At 64.1% G+C, this 13,836-nt stretch carries 13 protein-coding genes and 2 pseudogenes; 6 read left to right on the top strand and 9 right to left on the bottom strand.

All coding sequences use genetic code 11. From position 1 onward, the window contains the following. Nucleotides 1-106: 106 nt before the first annotated feature. Both ACLQI9_RS07745 and ACLQI9_RS07750 read right to left on the bottom strand, forming a co-directional pair. Nucleotides 107-1,297, bottom strand: coding sequence for an amidohydrolase family protein (locus ACLQI9_RS07745; RefSeq protein ID WP_442384540.1), 1,191 nt, complete (start codon nucleotides 1,295-1,297; stop codon nucleotides 107-109). A gap of 35 nt (nucleotides 1,298-1,332) precedes the next feature. Next, nucleotides 1,333-2,871, bottom strand: coding sequence for an AMP-binding protein (locus ACLQI9_RS07750; protein WP_442384542.1), 1,539 nt, complete (start codon nucleotides 2,869-2,871; stop codon nucleotides 1,333-1,335). 114 nt (nucleotides 2,872-2,985) lie between these two features. On the opposite strand from ACLQI9_RS07750, the gene ACLQI9_RS07755 reads away from it, so the two are divergent. Both ACLQI9_RS07755 and ACLQI9_RS07760 read left to right on the top strand, forming a co-directional pair. After that, the gene (locus ACLQI9_RS07755) at nucleotides 2,986-3,720 is read left to right on the top strand and encodes an enoyl-CoA hydratase/isomerase family protein (RefSeq protein WP_442384544.1); all 735 of its coding nucleotides are present in this window, start codon (nucleotides 2,986-2,988) and stop codon (nucleotides 3,718-3,720) included. Between the two features lie 17 nt (nucleotides 3,721-3,737). Further along, a complete protein-coding gene (locus tag ACLQI9_RS07760) occupies nucleotides 3,738-4,139 on the top strand; it encodes a hypothetical protein (RefSeq protein WP_442384564.1) in 402 nt (133 codons plus the stop codon). Here the strand turns inward: ACLQI9_RS07760 and ACLQI9_RS07765 are convergent. Next, complete coding sequence (locus ACLQI9_RS07765; RefSeq protein WP_442384546.1) at nucleotides 4,055-4,735, bottom strand: TetR/AcrR family transcriptional regulator; 681 nt, start codon at nucleotides 4,733-4,735, stop codon at nucleotides 4,055-4,057. The genes ACLQI9_RS07760 and ACLQI9_RS07765 overlap by 85 nt on opposite strands. A gap of 194 nt (nucleotides 4,736-4,929) precedes the next feature. Between ACLQI9_RS07765 and ACLQI9_RS07770 the strand changes: the two genes are divergently transcribed. Beyond that, nucleotides 4,930-6,243 carry a cytochrome P450 gene (locus tag ACLQI9_RS07770; RefSeq protein WP_442384548.1) on the top strand — a complete coding sequence of 438 codons (1,314 nt, stop codon included), beginning with the start codon at nucleotides 4,930-4,932 and terminating at the stop codon, nucleotides 6,241-6,243. Nucleotides 6,244-6,320: 77 nt separating this feature from the next. Then, a pseudogene (locus ACLQI9_RS07775) lies at nucleotides 6,321-6,428 on the top strand (SDR family NAD(P)-dependent oxidoreductase); the annotation flags it as partial. A gap of 110 nt (nucleotides 6,429-6,538) precedes the next feature. Here the strand turns inward: ACLQI9_RS07775 and ACLQI9_RS07780 are convergent. From ACLQI9_RS07780 to ACLQI9_RS07795, 4 genes and pseudogenes are all read right to left on the bottom strand, one after another. Beyond that, nucleotides 6,539-6,895, bottom strand: a complete 357-nt coding sequence (locus ACLQI9_RS07780; RefSeq protein WP_442384566.1) for a hypothetical protein — start codon at nucleotides 6,893-6,895, stop codon at nucleotides 6,539-6,541. A 197-nt stretch (nucleotides 6,896-7,092) separates the two neighbouring features. Next, nucleotides 7,093-7,424 (bottom strand): annotated as a pseudogene (locus ACLQI9_RS07785) (ABC transporter substrate-binding protein); the annotation flags it as partial. A 9-nt stretch (nucleotides 7,425-7,433) separates the two neighbouring features. Next, the gene (locus ACLQI9_RS07790; protein ID WP_442384550.1) at nucleotides 7,434-8,636 is read right to left on the bottom strand and encodes a cytochrome P450; all 1,203 of its coding nucleotides are present in this window, start codon (nucleotides 8,634-8,636) and stop codon (nucleotides 7,434-7,436) included. A 36-nt stretch (nucleotides 8,637-8,672) separates the two neighbouring features. Further along, on the bottom strand, nucleotides 8,673-9,335 hold the full coding sequence (locus ACLQI9_RS07795; protein WP_442391424.1) for a TetR/AcrR family transcriptional regulator: 663 nt from the start codon (nucleotides 9,333-9,335) through the stop codon (nucleotides 8,673-8,675). A 161-nt stretch (nucleotides 9,336-9,496) separates the two neighbouring features. Here ACLQI9_RS07795 and ACLQI9_RS07800 point away from each other — a divergent pair, with 161 nt between their 5' ends. Then, entirely contained in the window at nucleotides 9,497-10,282 is a 786-nt protein-coding gene (locus ACLQI9_RS07800; protein WP_442391426.1) for a spirocyclase AveC family protein, read from the top strand. Nucleotides 10,283-10,301: 19 nt separating this feature from the next. Here ACLQI9_RS07800 and ACLQI9_RS07805 read toward each other — a convergent pair whose 3' ends face one another. Further along, a complete protein-coding gene (locus ACLQI9_RS07805) occupies nucleotides 10,302-11,291 on the bottom strand; it encodes an NAD(P)H-dependent amine dehydrogenase family protein (RefSeq protein WP_442391428.1) in 990 nt (329 codons plus the stop codon). Between the two features lie 108 nt (nucleotides 11,292-11,399). Next, nucleotides 11,400-12,377 carry an LLM class flavin-dependent oxidoreductase gene (locus ACLQI9_RS07810; protein WP_442391430.1) on the bottom strand — a complete coding sequence of 326 codons (978 nt, stop codon included), beginning with the start codon at nucleotides 12,375-12,377 and terminating at the stop codon, nucleotides 11,400-11,402. A gap of 213 nt (nucleotides 12,378-12,590) precedes the next feature. Between ACLQI9_RS07810 and ACLQI9_RS07815 the strand changes: the two genes are divergently transcribed. Then, the gene (locus ACLQI9_RS07815) at nucleotides 12,591-13,694 is read left to right on the top strand and encodes an NAD(P)H-dependent amine dehydrogenase family protein (protein ID WP_442391431.1); all 1,104 of its coding nucleotides are present in this window, start codon (nucleotides 12,591-12,593) and stop codon (nucleotides 13,692-13,694) included. Nucleotides 13,695-13,836: the final 142 nt, after the last annotated feature.

The raw sequence follows: 13,836 nt of genomic DNA on the forward strand, positions 1-13,836 counted from the left end.
GCGAAGGTGAAGCGCAGCGGACCATCGACAATCGCTTCCGCGTCGCCGAAGCGGTCCGCCGCGCTCAAGACCATCTCAGGGATGGTCTGCCAGTTTGGCCGGCCTGTCACACCGTGACGAGACGAGCGAGGTTGCCGCCCATGATCTTTGCCTGATCTTCGACCGGCAGGTGCGCCAGCGCGTTGATGTAGAAGGTCGGCTCCGCCAGCCCTTCTGGGTGCGGCCAGTCCGAGCCGTACAGCACCTGATCCACACCGACGAGGTTGACCAGATCGTCGATGCCGTCCTCGAAGAACGGGCTGACGTGGATTCGGTTCTTGATCATCTCGACGGGGTCGCTCGGGAAGGCTTCCGGGGCTTTCCGGTAGACCTCCGCCAGGCCGTCGAGCAGCGGCAACATCCACTTCGAACCGGCCTCGACGATCGCGACCTTCAGCTTGGGATGGCGGTAGAGCGCGCCGTGGATCACCCACGACCCCACCGAGTCCTGGATCGGCCGCCACTCGTTGAGGATGCCCATCGCATTGGTTTGGAATGGCAGCATCTCTTGGTCGGCACCGTCCCACTCGGAGGTGTACCGGGAGTAGCCGCTGTCGCTGGAGTGCATGCCAACCAGCAGGTCGTGCTCGACGACCCGCTCCCAGAACGGGTCGAACTCGGGCAGTGCGAACGACCGGGGACCGCGAAAGCCGGGAACCGGCGCCGGGCGGACCAGGATGCAACGCGCACCGCGCTTGACTGCCCACTCCAGCTCCTCGATCGCCTTCTCCACGATCGGCAGGGTGATGACCGGGGTGGTGAAGATCCGGTTCTGGTAGTTGAAGCCCCAGACCTCATCGAGCCACTGGTTCAGCCCATGGATCAGGACGTGGATGGCGACCGGGTCGTCGCGTAGCCGCTCCTCGAGCAGGCTGGCCAGGGTCGGGAACATCAGGGTGCGGTCCAGGCCCAGCTCGTTCATCTGCTCCAGACGCGGGCCGGGCTCGAAGAACGCCGGGATCGCGCGCATCGGTTCACCGAACAGCTCGCGCTTGGTCTTGCCGTCCGGGTTGCCGTACTTGAAGTATTCCTCCCACGCACCCGGCCGGGCGACGACCTCGAAGGTCGGGTTGGGAATGTAATTGCTGATCTGCCCGCGGATCGCGATCTTGGTGCGCCCGTTGACCTGAACGTACTGGACGAAGTCCTTGTACTCCTTGGGCAGGAACTTGGTCAGTGCCTCCGGCGGTTCGTAGAGGTGATTATCCGCGTCAAAGAGCGGGAACGGAACGTCCTCCCGATGCGACAACTGCCCCATGAAATCCTCCTTCGCAGTTTGTGAGAATAGTATTCTCACCCAGACGCTACCGCAATGCTCGCACGCACCAGACGCTTCTGTACTTTGCCGCTCGCCGTGCGCGGATAGTCGCTGACTTCGAGCAAAACTTCCGGCCACTTCTGACGAGCCACCCCCTGGCCGGCGAAATGCGCCCGAACCTCATCGTCGGTGGGCAACACATGCCCGGGTTTGAGCCGCAGCACGGCGGCGACCCGTTCGCCAAGGCCCGCATCGGGGGCAGCCACCACCACCGCCTCGGCGATTCCGGGCATCCCCAGCAGCACCTCTTCGACTTCGACGGCGCTGATGTTCTCGCCGCCCCGGATGATCACATCGGCCTTGCGGTCGGTGATGGTCAGGTAGCCATCGGCATCCAGCACGCCAACGTCACCGGTGCGATACCAGCCGTCGTCATCAAAGGCGGCCGCGGTCAGCGCATCGTCGGTGTAGCCGAGAAACAGGTCCGGGCCGCGGCTGAAAATCTCGCCGTCGGCGGCCAACCGGATCTCGACGCCGGGCATCGGACAGCCATCGGTGAACAGGCGTTTGTCCTCCGGCGCGTCCAGGGTTGAGCCGGTGATCGACGGGTGCTCGCTGCTGCCGTAGGACCGGAACACGATGATGCCCATATCCGAGAGGCGTCGGGTCACCGCCGCCAGCACCGTCGACCCGCCCAGCCCGAGGGTCTTGATCCGGGCCCGATGCGCGGGCGTGCAATCGGGGTGATCAAGCAGGCTGGTGACGAAGTAGGGCGGTCCGCCACCCAGCGTGAGGCCATCGCGGTCCATCAACGCCAGCACCTCGCCCGGGTCCCAGTTGTCGATCAGATGCACCGACCCGCCGTTGAGGACCGGGATCAGCAAAGCGGCAAGCATTCCGATGAAGTGGCCGACCGGTGTCGCGGTCAGCTGATTATCGCCGATCGACCGGATCTGGCCGGAGAGCTGACGCGCCTCGCAGACCAGGCTGCGATGGCTGTGGACGACGCCCTTGGGCGCGCTGGTCGTCCCAGAGGTGAAGGCGATCAAAGCGGGTCCCGCCGGGTCGGCGGCAACCGCGCCGGCCATCGGTTCGTCGGCGAGCAGATCGTCGAAGTCACGCCCGACCAGCCCGACGATCGGAACCTCCGAACACAGATCGGGCTGATAGGTCATCCGGCCGAACTCCTCGGCGGTGATGAACACGCGCGGTTTGGCGGAGGCCAGGATGTGCGCCAGCTCCTTGCGGCCGTAGAAGTGCACGATCGGCACCAGCTCCGCCCCCAGGAACGCCGCCGCCCAGAACGTCGCGGCGGCCTCCATCCAATTCGGCAACTGAAACGCCACCACGTCACCCGCGCCGACGCCGTGGGCGCGCAGCCCGGTCGCGAGCCGACGGGCCACTTGCTCGACGTCGCGGAACGTCCCCGACCATGGCCGCACGTCCGAATACACCCGAAACCGCGCGTCCGGCGCGGCGTGCAACCCAGCGGCCAGCACCTGCCCGAGGGTCTCGCGGGTCCACCAGCCCGCTTCCTCATATCGGGTGACCAGTTCAACGGGAATATTGCGCATTGGCTCAAGGCTCCGACCGGCAAACGTTAGGGTCATGCAAAAGGCTGTCGATTCAATGGGCGATGCTATTCTCCGCTGAGGAGAATGCCAATATCGCGCGATGGGAAGCGGCGCATGGTGGACGTCGAGTTCGACCAGGGTCTTGCCGTGCTGACCATCGACCGGCCGCACGCACGCAACGCCATCTCCCTGGACACTATGGACCAGTTGGAGAAGGCACTCGATGCGGCCGAGGGAGCCAGCGCTCTCGCCATCACCGGCGCCGGTGATCGGGCCTTCGTGTCTGGCGGAGACCTCAAAGAGCTCAGCGCGATCAGGACCCAGGAAGACGCGGCGGCGATGGCCTGGCGGATGCGATCGATCTGCGACCGGCTGGCGAGCTTTCCCGTGCCGGTGATCGCCGCGCTGAATGGTCACGCCCTGGGTGGTGGGGCCGAGGTCGCAGTGGCCGCCGACATCCGGTTGGCCGCCGACGACATCAAGATCGGCTTCAATCAGGTGGCCCTGGAGATCATGCCTGCCTGGGGCGGCGCCGAGCGGTTGGCCGCATTGGTCGGCAAGAGCAGGGCACTGCTGTTGGCCGGAACCGGCACCGTGCTCGATGCCGCAGATGCCGAACGAATCGGACTGATCGACCAGGTGCTGCCGCGATCCACCTTCGACGAGGACTGGCGACGGGTGGCGCGGGCACTTTCGGCCCGTCCCGCCGGCGAGATCAAGCGTGTCATCGACGGGGTCTCCCCCGAGGAAGCCGTGAAAGCGTTTGCGCGGTTATGGGTTGGCGACGCGCACTGGCGAGCCGCCGATCGGGTGATGAACCGTGCCACCAAGGTAGGAGGTGCGACGTGAAAACAGTCGGCAGGCCCATGCTGGCTGCAACGTTGGCGATGGTGGTGACCGCTAACGGCTTCGCCGCGCCGTCACGGGCGGATGACCCGGTCATGCATCCGGTCAGGTATGTCGTCACGTCAGCCAATCCCATCTATGCCGACATCTATTACCTGGATCAGCAGCCGCAAAAGTTCTCCGACTACAGCCACAACCCGTACCAGTTCACTCCCAACGTCCAAGCCGATATCGCGCCGGGCCACCCATGGGTCTCACCTGTGGTGATGCTGTCGGATCCCAACGACTACGCCATGGTCACAGTCAGCGTCGGCACCGAACCGGGCACGCCGCAGTTTCACTGTGCTCTCGTGGTCGACGGGGCGGTGGTCGTCTCGAACGATGGCGCCAAGGGCGTGCTCTGTTCGCTGCGTAGCTGGTGAGCCGGAAGACCCTCAGGGGCACCCTCCAGTCGGTAGAGGTAGCGCTCGACGAACTCGACGGTTTCGGCATGCCCGGCGGACATGCCGAGGGCCTGCTCGATTACCAGGACTCGGGAAACGCTCGTCATCAGCACCGACCACACCAGCGCGGGCACCTCGGCGGGGTCGATGCCGTAGCGCCGCAGAACCGTCGACAGCGCCTTTTGTTGCTCTTCGCGGAAACGCTCCGCGTAATAAGCAATCTCGGCTTTGAGCGCCTTGCGGTGGTTGGCCAGCGCGATGAATTCCATGGTGATCGCGGTTGCCGCCGGATCGGTGCTGAACCGCCACAGCGCCCACAATGGTTGCCGCGCCTGCAAAACCTGCGCTTGCACCTCAAGGCCTTCTTCGGCGCGGCGGCGGAACGCCGCCAAGAACAGATCGTCCATGGTGCGGAAGTAGTAGTGGACAAGCTGCGGCTTCAGCGCCGCCTTCTCCGCGACACGACGGGAAGTCACTGCGGCATAACCCTCTTCGAGCATCAACTGTTCGGCGGCGTCGAGCAGCACGCCGCGGTTCTTGGCGTCGGGTGCCCCGATTCTGCGCGCCGAAGTCATGCCTTGGCTCCCAACTCCTGCCGATCGTTTGCTGAACATGGAAGATCGTAGCGTCGCGCGACGCCGTGACCTTGACCACGAAGTTAGCGCCATGCTAAGCAGATGCTCAGCACTTTTATCGATCTTGAATCAGGACGTCGCCACGCCTCGCCCTGAAACCACGGGTAAATCAGCCTCGGGAGGCGCGTGACACCATGACCACCTTCGAAACCATCGACTTTTTCACCGACCCGTCCCTGGTTCCCGATCCGCACCCCTACTTCGACTACCTGCGCAGCCAAAACCCAGTGCTGCGGCTACCCCACCACAACGTCGTCGCGATCACCGGCTGGGAAGAGGCCAATGCGGTCTATAAAGACCCCGACACGTTTTCCAATTGTGTCGCGCTCGGGGGGCCGTTCCCGCCGCTGCCATTCGAGCCGGTGGGCGAGGACCTCACGCCGCTGATCGAGCAGCACCGCGGTCAGTTCCCGATGAACGAGCACATGGTCACCATGGATCCTCCGGACCACACTCGCGCACGCTCGATCCTGAGCCGGTTGCTGACACCCAGCCGGTTGAAGGAGAACGAGGAATTCATGTGGCAGCTGGCCGATCGCCAGATCGACGAGTTCCTCGGCAACGGCGAGTGCGAGTTCATCGCCGAGTATTCAAAGCCCTTCGCAACTTTGGTGATCGCCGACCTGCTTGGTGTCCCCGAAGAAGACCACAAGCAGTTCCGCTCTGTGCTAGGCGCGGACCGCCCCGGCGCGCGGGTGGGAGCGCTCGATCACGAGTCAGTCGGCGTCAACCCGCTGGAGTGGCTCGACGAGAAGTTCTGCTCCTACATCGAAGACCGGCGCAGCAGTCCCCGCGACGACGTGCTGACCTCGTTGGCGACGGCGAAGTACCCCGACGGATCCACGCCCGAGGTCATCGAAGTAAGTCGTTCAGCGACCTTTCTTTTCGCCGCCGGGCAGGAGACCACCGCCAAGCTGCTCTCCGCGGCGCTGCAGACACTCGGCGATCGACGCGATATCCAGCAGAAGCTGCGCAATGACCGCAGCCTGATTCCCAACTTCATTGAAGAATCGCTGCGCATGGAGAGTCCGGTCAAAAGTGACTCCCGGCTGGCCCGCAGGCCGGCCACCATCGGCGGGGTAGACATCCCCGTCGGCACCATCGTGATGGTGTTACCCGGTGCCGCCAACCGTGATCCACGCCGATTCGACAATCCACATGAGTTCCAGCTCGACCGCAAGAACGTCCGCGAACACATGGCGTTCGCCCGCGGAGTGCATTCCTGTCCAGGTGCACCGCTGGCCCGGGTCGAGGGCCGAGTCTCGATCGAGCGCCTCCTAGATCGGATGTCCGAAATCAACATCAGCGAGACCAAACACGGACCGGCCCGCGAACGTCGCTACAACTACGAGCCGACCTATATCTTGCGCGGACTGTCCGAATTGCACCTGAGCTTTACTGCGGCGACGTTAAGTACCGGCACCGACTGCGCCGCTGTCATGCGTTAGCCAGCCGTGCCGGGTAGGACGATCGTCATCACCGGCGCAAGCGGCGGCATCGGCGGCGCGGCAACCTGTCGCTTCGCGTTGAGAACACCCAACGCCGCCGACCTCGCAAGGCCTAGGCTCTCGCGAGGCTAGCAATCGTCTTGTTCACCATCGAATTACACCGGCGCTACCACGGTGTTGGGCTTCCAACTGACACAAGCGTAGGCGCGGATCGATCTCAGTCGCGATAGAAGATCCGGACGGCCGACATCAAGCAAGTGATCCTGGACGCACACTGCGAGGACGCGACGCAGTCCTAGTAACGCACCAGTGAGAAGGGATACGAGACGGTCCCGCCCGGTGCGCCGCCGCAGCCGGCGTCGAAAGTCGAGTCCACCGAGCCGTTCAGTGTCGCCGCGTCCCATGAATAGGTGTCGTGCGACGGCAGGAAGTACACGGTGCAGCGCACACCATCGGTCGTGTCGACGACCATTGTGTAGCGACCATTGGCGAGGTGTGCATCTCCGGTCCACGACACCGCTTGCCCGTTGGGCCTCGGTGTGGTGTTCACGTGGACGCAGTCCGGAGTCTCAACCTGGCACTTCCTGACCTCCCAGAGCCAGGAGTGACCCGGATCCCGCGTGGTCTCGACTTCGTAGTTGCCGATCAGCATCCCGGCTGCGGCGCTCGGCGCCAGAGCCAGCGCGGCTGCGGTGAGCGCTACGCCTACTGCCACGGTCTTCGGGGTCTTCACGGGTTGCCTCCGTTCCTCGCCGCCGGGCGGCTTGCGCCGACTATACGGTTCTGACGTCGCGCAGCGGGCTGGAATCAGCCCGGGACCTGGACCGCACGTACCGCTACCGACCCGGGCTGCTCATTGAGCACGCCGACCTCGGTATGTCCGCCCTTGGCCAGCAGGGCGGACCAGAAGATCGGCTCGTCAATGTGCGAACCCATCGGGAACGAGGACAACCATCCGCCGAGTGCCTCCTCCGATCCCGTCACAGTGATGCAGGGGACTTTGAAACGGCCCTCGTCGCACGGCGCGCCAGAGGCGTCGATGACCGCTTTGACCGATCCCTTGGACAGGCCGTCGACCGGTTGCGTCAGGTCTTCGAAGTACGTCTTCGGAAAACCTCGGGCAGCAGAAAGTCCATCAGGTAACCGATTTTGATTGGCTCGGCGCTGCTTTCGTACGACACTGCGTTCCCTTATCCGGTGACGACGGGCAAGCGTGCCCACCCGCGCACGCTCGCGGTGTGTGCGCGTTCGGCGTTGGCGTAGTCGACTTCCCAGTCCGGCCAGCGCTTGAGTACCTCTTCGAAGGCCACCCGAGCTTCCAACCGGGCCAGCGCCGAGCCGAGGCAGAAGTGCAGTCCCTGCCCGAAGCTCAGATGGCTGCCGCGACGGTGAATGTCGAAGCGGTCTGGATCTGGGAACTGATGTTCGTCTCGGTTGGCAGAAGCGTTGAGCAGCAACATGAACGACCCTTCCGGTACGACGCGGCCGTAATGCTCGGCATCCTGGGCGACGTAGCGGGCCTGCACCGGCGATGGCGGCTCGTAGCGCAGTGACTCCTCGACCGCGCCCGGGATCAGGGACGGGTCGGCCGCGAGCTCGCGGCGTTGATCCGGATGATCCGACAGCAGCTGGCCCATGAAACCGATGAGCCGGGTGGTCGTTTCGTTACCGGCACCGGCGATCATTGCGGTATACGCCAGCACCTCGGTCCGTGACAACGGCCGCCGCGTACCGTCGGGTTCGTCGATCTCGGCGGCCAGGAGCTCGGTCATCAGGTCGTCGGAGGGATGCTCGGCTCGCCATTCGATGAACTCGCCGAACATCATGATGGTTTCTTCGAATATCTTCTGACTGACTTCGTCAGGCTCGCGCCGTTTGGCTGTGTCGTTGAAGGCGCCGTTGCGATCTCGGATGCTCGCTTGATGTTCTTCGGGGATGCCCAACAGATAACCGATGGTCCGCATGGGCATCATCGCCCCCAGATCCGCGATGAAATCGAAGCCGTCGGCACCGACAAGCGGGTCCAGCTCCCCGGTACAGAATTCGCGTACCAGCGATTCGACGGCGAGCATGCGCCGGGGCGTGAAGACCCGGGACAGCAGGCGACGGTGCAGATCGTGCAGGGGCGGATCCTCGAAAAGCAGAATGCCGGGCGGCACCTCGATGTTGTTGAACAAGATGTCGGCGGTGGTGCCGCGGCCGGATCGGTACGTCTGCCAATTAGGCAGTTCGCGCGCCACGTCGTCGTAGCGACTCAGCGCGTAGAAGTTGTACTTTTCGTTGTAGTACAACGGCGCTTCTTCGCGCATCCGCTTCCACACCGGGTATGGGTTGTCGTCGATGTCGGGATCGTATGGGTCGTAATACAACTCGACCGCTTTGGCGCCTGTCATCTTCAGTCGGGTCCCTTCCAGTGCAGCGTTGGCTGTTCAGTCGTTGCGGTGCAGGAAGCCGTGCAGGATTGCCTGGATGAGTTCGTCAACGATCACCTCCCTCGACGGCGGCTTGGTGCCGAAGTAGGTCGACCGCAGCGCAGCCATGCCGGCGATCATCGCCACCGTTGAGTGCGCCGGCAGGTCGGGATGGTCGGACCGCAGCCCGCGTAGGTTCATGCCCTCGGCGCTGATTCGACCGAGGACCGTGAGTGCCCGCCTGACGTCGGCAATACCGGTATCAGCCAGTTCCTCTTCGCTCAGCGCCTCCGATGCCATCAGCGTCACCAGCAGACCCTGGTGTTTGACGAACACGTCGTAGAGCTGTCCTACGAATAGCCGGGTCAGCTCCTGCTCGTCGGTCTCCTCGGGGATGACGGACTGCCAGGTCCGGCCGAATTCGTCGACGAAGTTGGTGAACGGCAGGACGAGGGCTTCGCGGAACAGCGCCGCCTTCGAACCGAAGTTGCGGAACAGCAGATGTTCGGTGACGCCGGCCGCTTGGGCGATTTCACGAGTCGTGGTGCTGCGGTAGTCCCGGCGGCCGAATAGGGTTCGGGCGGCGTCGAGCAAGAGTCTGCGCGGCTCGCCACGCGGCCGGCGGATCGCCGTAGCCGGCATTTCTCCCGTGCTCTGCCTGGAAGCAGATCGCTGGGGCATAGACTTTAGGATAGTATGCACTATCCTAAACGTCGAGTGCGGATCGAAAGGAGTGCGGACATGGGCGCCGTGATCATTCTTGGCACGCTGTTCGGGCTGATCATTCTGATCTTCGGGCTGGTGTTGCGCTTCGACCCGGAAGCACGTCGAGGGCGTGACCAATGAGTGCTCAGATGACCCCGTTGATGCAGGCGGCCAGTGACTTCGCGCTCGTCGGGGGCATCACGTTCACCGCGATCGGCGTGTATCTGAGCGTTCGCCAGCGCCGCGTCCATCCCCTGCTACTGCTTTGCATTTCGGCCATCTCGTTCTCGTGGATCGAGGCGCCCTACGACTGGGCGATGTACGCGCAGTTCCCGCCCGCTATTCCCCGCATGCCGTCGTGGTGGCCGCTGAACATGACATGGGGTGGATTACCCCTGTTCGTCCCGGTCGGCTACATCTCCTACTTCGTGCTGCCGGCCGTGACAGGCGCCGGGCTGGGGCGATGGTTGAGCGCGAAGTTCGGTTGGCGCAGGCCCACAACACTATTGACCGTCGGCCTGCTCGTCGGCTTCTGCTGGGCGCTTCTTTTCAACGGGTTTGTCGGAGCCAAGCTCGGCGTCTTCTATTACGGCCGGGTGATTCCCGGCCTGGCGATACGTGAGGGAACGACTCACCAGTACCCGCTCTACGACTCGCTGGCGATGGGTATTCAGATGATGGTCTTCACCTATCTCCTCGGTCGCACCGACGCGCAAGGACGAAATGTCATCGAGATGTGGGCCGATAAGCGGTCGAAGAGTCGACTTGGATCGTCGATTCTGTCCATCGTCGCCGTCGTCGTCATCGGAAACGTTCTATACGGTGCCGTCTTTGCGCCCCATCTGGTTACGAAGTGGGGCGGTTGGGTGACCGCCGCGCCGCCGGGCCAGATGTTCCCAGGCGTGCCGAACCAGCCCAAGTAAGCACACTTCCGTGAACTGCTCAGTCAAAAGCGTTCCGCGGCAGGGTCATTGGGATGTCCAACGAGCTCAGCAGCCCAGGCGCCGCGTCGATGACATACGGGATCGCGTTGACGACGCGCATGGCCGTGGACGCCATGGCGGCCCGGCCCGCGCCGTGGCCTTCGGCCTCGCCGAGCGCCATCTCGCAGTGGATGTCAGGATCGCCGACGATGTCGACCCGGTAGGTCGCGTCGAACTCCGACTGCGGCCAGTCGGGTGCGACGTCGCGCGCCATCCGGATGACGTGTTCGATCACGATCGCTTCCCGGCCGTTGACCACGCCTGCGGCGCGGGTGCGGACGGCGCCGCAGGTGCCTGCCGGGATGGTGCCGAATGCCACCTCGATCTCGCGATCGGTCGGTTGCCGATCGAAGGAACTCCGCATCTCCTCCACCTCGACGCCGAGGCCTTGTGCCATCAGGTATATCGGTGCTTTCCAAGCCATCTCGATGAAACCCGGTGTCTTCATCATCGGTTCGAAGTCCATCGGCCGATCGAAGCCCAGTCCGTCCATCATCACGTCCGCGACCGGGTAGTGGTCATTCAGCGCGACCTCGCTGGCCGTGATGCTGCGAATGTTCTTCGACTGGGTGCTCATCAGCAGCGCAAGCTGGTCGGATGCGAAGCCGGGGAAGATGCCCGATACATACAACGACGCGTGGCCGGCGGCGGCGGCCGCCTCGAGTTGGTTTCGCCAATCCGGGGCGAAGTACGACGGCGGGTAGACCAGGCTGGTCGACGACGTCGACACGACGTTGATGCCGGCCTCCAGCAACCGCAGGTAGTCGCGCACCGCGGCCGCGTCCCGTTCGGGTCCGCTCGCGGCATAGACCACGCAGTCCGGCGCAAGCCCGATCAGCGCATCGGCGTCGTTGGTTGCGGCCACACCGATCGGTTCGCCACCGGCCAACTCGCCAGCGTCCTTACCAACTTTGTCCGGCGAATACACCCATACGCCAACCAGTTTCATATCGGGGCGGCGTCTGATCGCATCAATTGCGTGCGCACCGACTCCCCCGGTGGACCATACGACGGTACGAGCGGGTTCAGACACCGAAGACGGCACAGACGTTCTCCTCTACTCGGACCGCGCCCGCGCGGTCGCCGCGGCCGCAAGCTCCAGATGGTGCCACGCCGCCGCGGGCGGAATGCCGCCGCACAGCGGGTGCAATGGCAGCGGTCGCCCGCTGCGGATGTAGTCTGTTGCCTCATCCGGGGTGAATATCCGGTAGGGACCTTCCTCTTCCCGCAGGGCCGTCACGTTGTCGGCACGAGTGATGCTGCCCACCGAGTCGTCGTGCGGGCGGTACGACGCGGCGGTCACGGCGTCGTGCACCAGGTGCGGTCCCAGCACCTCCCACGCACGATCTACATCGTCGGCGACGAAAACCGTTGTGGGAGTGCCTGGTACCGGAAACTGAACGATGCCGGGCTCGTGCCCGGCGGCCCGGCATTGCGATTCGTAGTACTCCCGCAGATCCGGGGAATCGGTCTGCGAGATGAACCCGAGGCCGTGCGTGGCGGCGCGCCGAGCGGCCGCCTTGCTGCCGCCGGCGATCATCATCAGCGGTCCCGTCGCCGACCCGCACGACGGGGTGACGCGAACCCGGCGGCCGTGATACTCGACAGGTTCGCCTCGCACCAGACGGCCGAGCACGGCCAGCATCTCGTCGGCGACTCGGCCACGCCTGGTGATGTCCAAGCCGAAATGGTCGTACTCCTCGCTGCGATGACCGACACCAAAGACATACGACACGCGGCCTCTGCTGATGAGATCCAAGACCGTCATCTCCTCGGCCAGCCGTATCGGATCCCAGAGTGGAATCGGCACCGCGGCAAGGAGAATCGCCATCTGCTTGGTTCTGGCGGCGATCGCCGAGGCCAAGATCAGCGGGGTCGGCAGATGGCCGTCGTCGGCGCCATGGTGCTCGGACAGGACGGTGAGGATCGCACCACGGGTCTCCGCCCAGGCGCACATGTCGATGGCCGCGGCATACAGGTCGGTGGCGGGCGCGGCCCAATCGGGCGCTCGCATGTCGAACCTCAGCGTGAACATCGGTCACGTCTCCCGCATTGTTCTCGTGCCGGCCGGCGGTATGAGGACCGCCGCGTGTGGGCACCTTATCAACCTAATATTTGTTCTTTGGATCTTTTGTCCAGGTTCGCGATACCACATATCAATGTTTTCGGTAAGAAGGCGTCTGGCCCACCCACCCCGATCACGGACCAAAAATTAGGTAGCCTCAGCACTTAGTAAGAGAGGATCGAAATGGCGAACAGCCCTTTACGCGTGGTGGTCTGGGCGACGGGCGGCATCGGATCGATCGCCATCCACGCCATCCAACGTCGACCCGACATCGTGCTCGTCGGCGTGTGGGTGCACTCGGATGAGAAGGTCGGAAAGGACGCCGGCGAGCTCGCCAACGGTGAGCCGATCGGACTTGCCGCCACCAATGACGCGGATGCGCTGATCGGCCTGAAACCCGACTGCGTCATCTACGCCGCCAGCGGTCCCGAGCGCGACGCGCTGGCCATCCCGGACTACGTCAAGCTACTCGAGGCCGGGATCAATGTCGTCACGACAAGCACCACGCGGCTGGTCAATCCGCACGCCTACGAGCCCGCGCAGTGGCGCGATCAACTGGTAGCGGCGGCCAAACAGGGCCACGCTTCGCTTTATGCATCGGGAATCGAGCCGGGCTTCGCCGCCGACTACTTGCCTCTGGCGCTGTCGACTCAGTCGTCGTCGATCGAAAAGATTCACGCGTTCGAGATCGGGTTGTACGACGACTACGGAGTTCTCGACATCATGCGCAACGCGCTGGGCTTCGGTCAGCGCCCCGACTATCAACCATGGATCAGCTTTCCCGGCGCGATCGCCGGCGAATGGCAGGGGCAGATCCGATTGATCGCCGATGCGCTCGGGGTGGAAGTCCAAGAGGTACGCGAAAGCTTCGATCGCGCAATGACGAACCGGACGTTGAACGTCGCGATGGGTACCGTGGAGGCGGGCACGTGCGGGGCAATACGGATGCAGGCCATCGGCGTGGTGGACGGCCGCGAGGCCATCGTCATCGAACACGTCACCCGGCTGGCCCACGACGTCGCGCCCGATTGGCCCACCGGCATCGGCGATCTGTCCTACCGGGTCGTGATCGCGGGTGATCCCGACATCGAATGCACGCTCGCGGCGACGCTCAAGGATCCGCGCCGGGCCGGAGTCGCGGGGATGACCTCTGGGGCCGGTGCGATGGTCGCCACCGCGATGCGAGTTCTCAACGCGGTGCCGTATGTCGTTGCCGCAGAACCTGGACTGCTGAGTTCGGTCGACTTACCGTTAACAATTCCGCACAATGCTTTTGTCAGGCAATAACTTTTATGTGTCGCCCCGCGTCCAGAAGGTCTGGCCCGCCTGCGCTATGCAGACCAGGAATAGCCCGTCGGGCGACTGCGCAACGTAGTTCAGCCACAGCTTGCAGTCAGCGTTTTCTTCCTTGATGCCCGCCATCGGAGGT

The organism is Mycobacterium sp., assembly GCF_052143115.1.
Lineage (GTDB): Bacteria > Actinomycetota > Actinomycetes > Mycobacteriales > Mycobacteriaceae > Mycobacterium.

What these genes read in the sequence shown, in the direction of transcription:
- ACLQI9_RS07755 (WP_442384544.1), top strand. Translation starts at nt 2,986, where the DNA reads ATGGTGGACGTCGAGTTCGACCAGGGTCTTGCCGTGCTGACCATCGAC.
- ACLQI9_RS07750 (WP_442384542.1), bottom strand. Translation starts at nt 2,871, where the DNA reads ATGCGCAATATTCCCGTTGAACTGGTCACCCGATATGAGGAAGCGGGC.
- ACLQI9_RS07795 (WP_442391424.1), bottom strand. Translation starts at nt 9,335, where the DNA reads ATGCCCCAGCGATCTGCTTCCAGGCAGAGCACGGGAGAAATGCCGGCT.
- ACLQI9_RS07810 (WP_442391430.1), bottom strand. Translation starts at nt 12,377, where the DNA reads ATGTTCACGCTGAGGTTCGACATGCGAGCGCCCGATTGGGCCGCGCCC.
- ACLQI9_RS07770 (WP_442384548.1), top strand. Translation starts at nt 4,930, where the DNA reads ATGACCACCTTCGAAACCATCGACTTTTTCACCGACCCGTCCCTGGTT.
- ACLQI9_RS07760 (WP_442384564.1), top strand. Translation starts at nt 3,738, where the DNA reads ATGCTGGCTGCAACGTTGGCGATGGTGGTGACCGCTAACGGCTTCGCC.
- ACLQI9_RS07745 (WP_442384540.1), bottom strand. Translation starts at nt 1,297, where the DNA reads ATGGGGCAGTTGTCGCATCGGGAGGACGTTCCGTTCCCGCTCTTTGAC.
- ACLQI9_RS07800 (WP_442391426.1), top strand. Translation starts at nt 9,497, where the DNA reads ATGAGTGCTCAGATGACCCCGTTGATGCAGGCGGCCAGTGACTTCGCG.
- ACLQI9_RS07805 (WP_442391428.1), bottom strand. Translation starts at nt 11,291, where the DNA reads ATGAAACTGGTTGGCGTATGGGTGTATTCGCCGGACAAAGTTGGTAAG.
- ACLQI9_RS07765 (WP_442384546.1), bottom strand. Translation starts at nt 4,735, where the DNA reads ATGACTTCGGCGCGCAGAATCGGGGCACCCGACGCCAAGAACCGCGGC.
- ACLQI9_RS07780 (WP_442384566.1), bottom strand. Translation starts at nt 6,895, where the DNA reads ATGCTGATCGGCAACTACGAAGTCGAGACCACGCGGGATCCGGGTCAC.
- ACLQI9_RS07790 (WP_442384550.1), bottom strand. Translation starts at nt 8,636, where the DNA reads ATGACAGGCGCCAAAGCGGTCGAGTTGTATTACGACCCATACGATCCC.
- ACLQI9_RS07815 (WP_442391431.1), top strand. Translation starts at nt 12,591, where the DNA reads ATGGCGAACAGCCCTTTACGCGTGGTGGTCTGGGCGACGGGCGGCATC.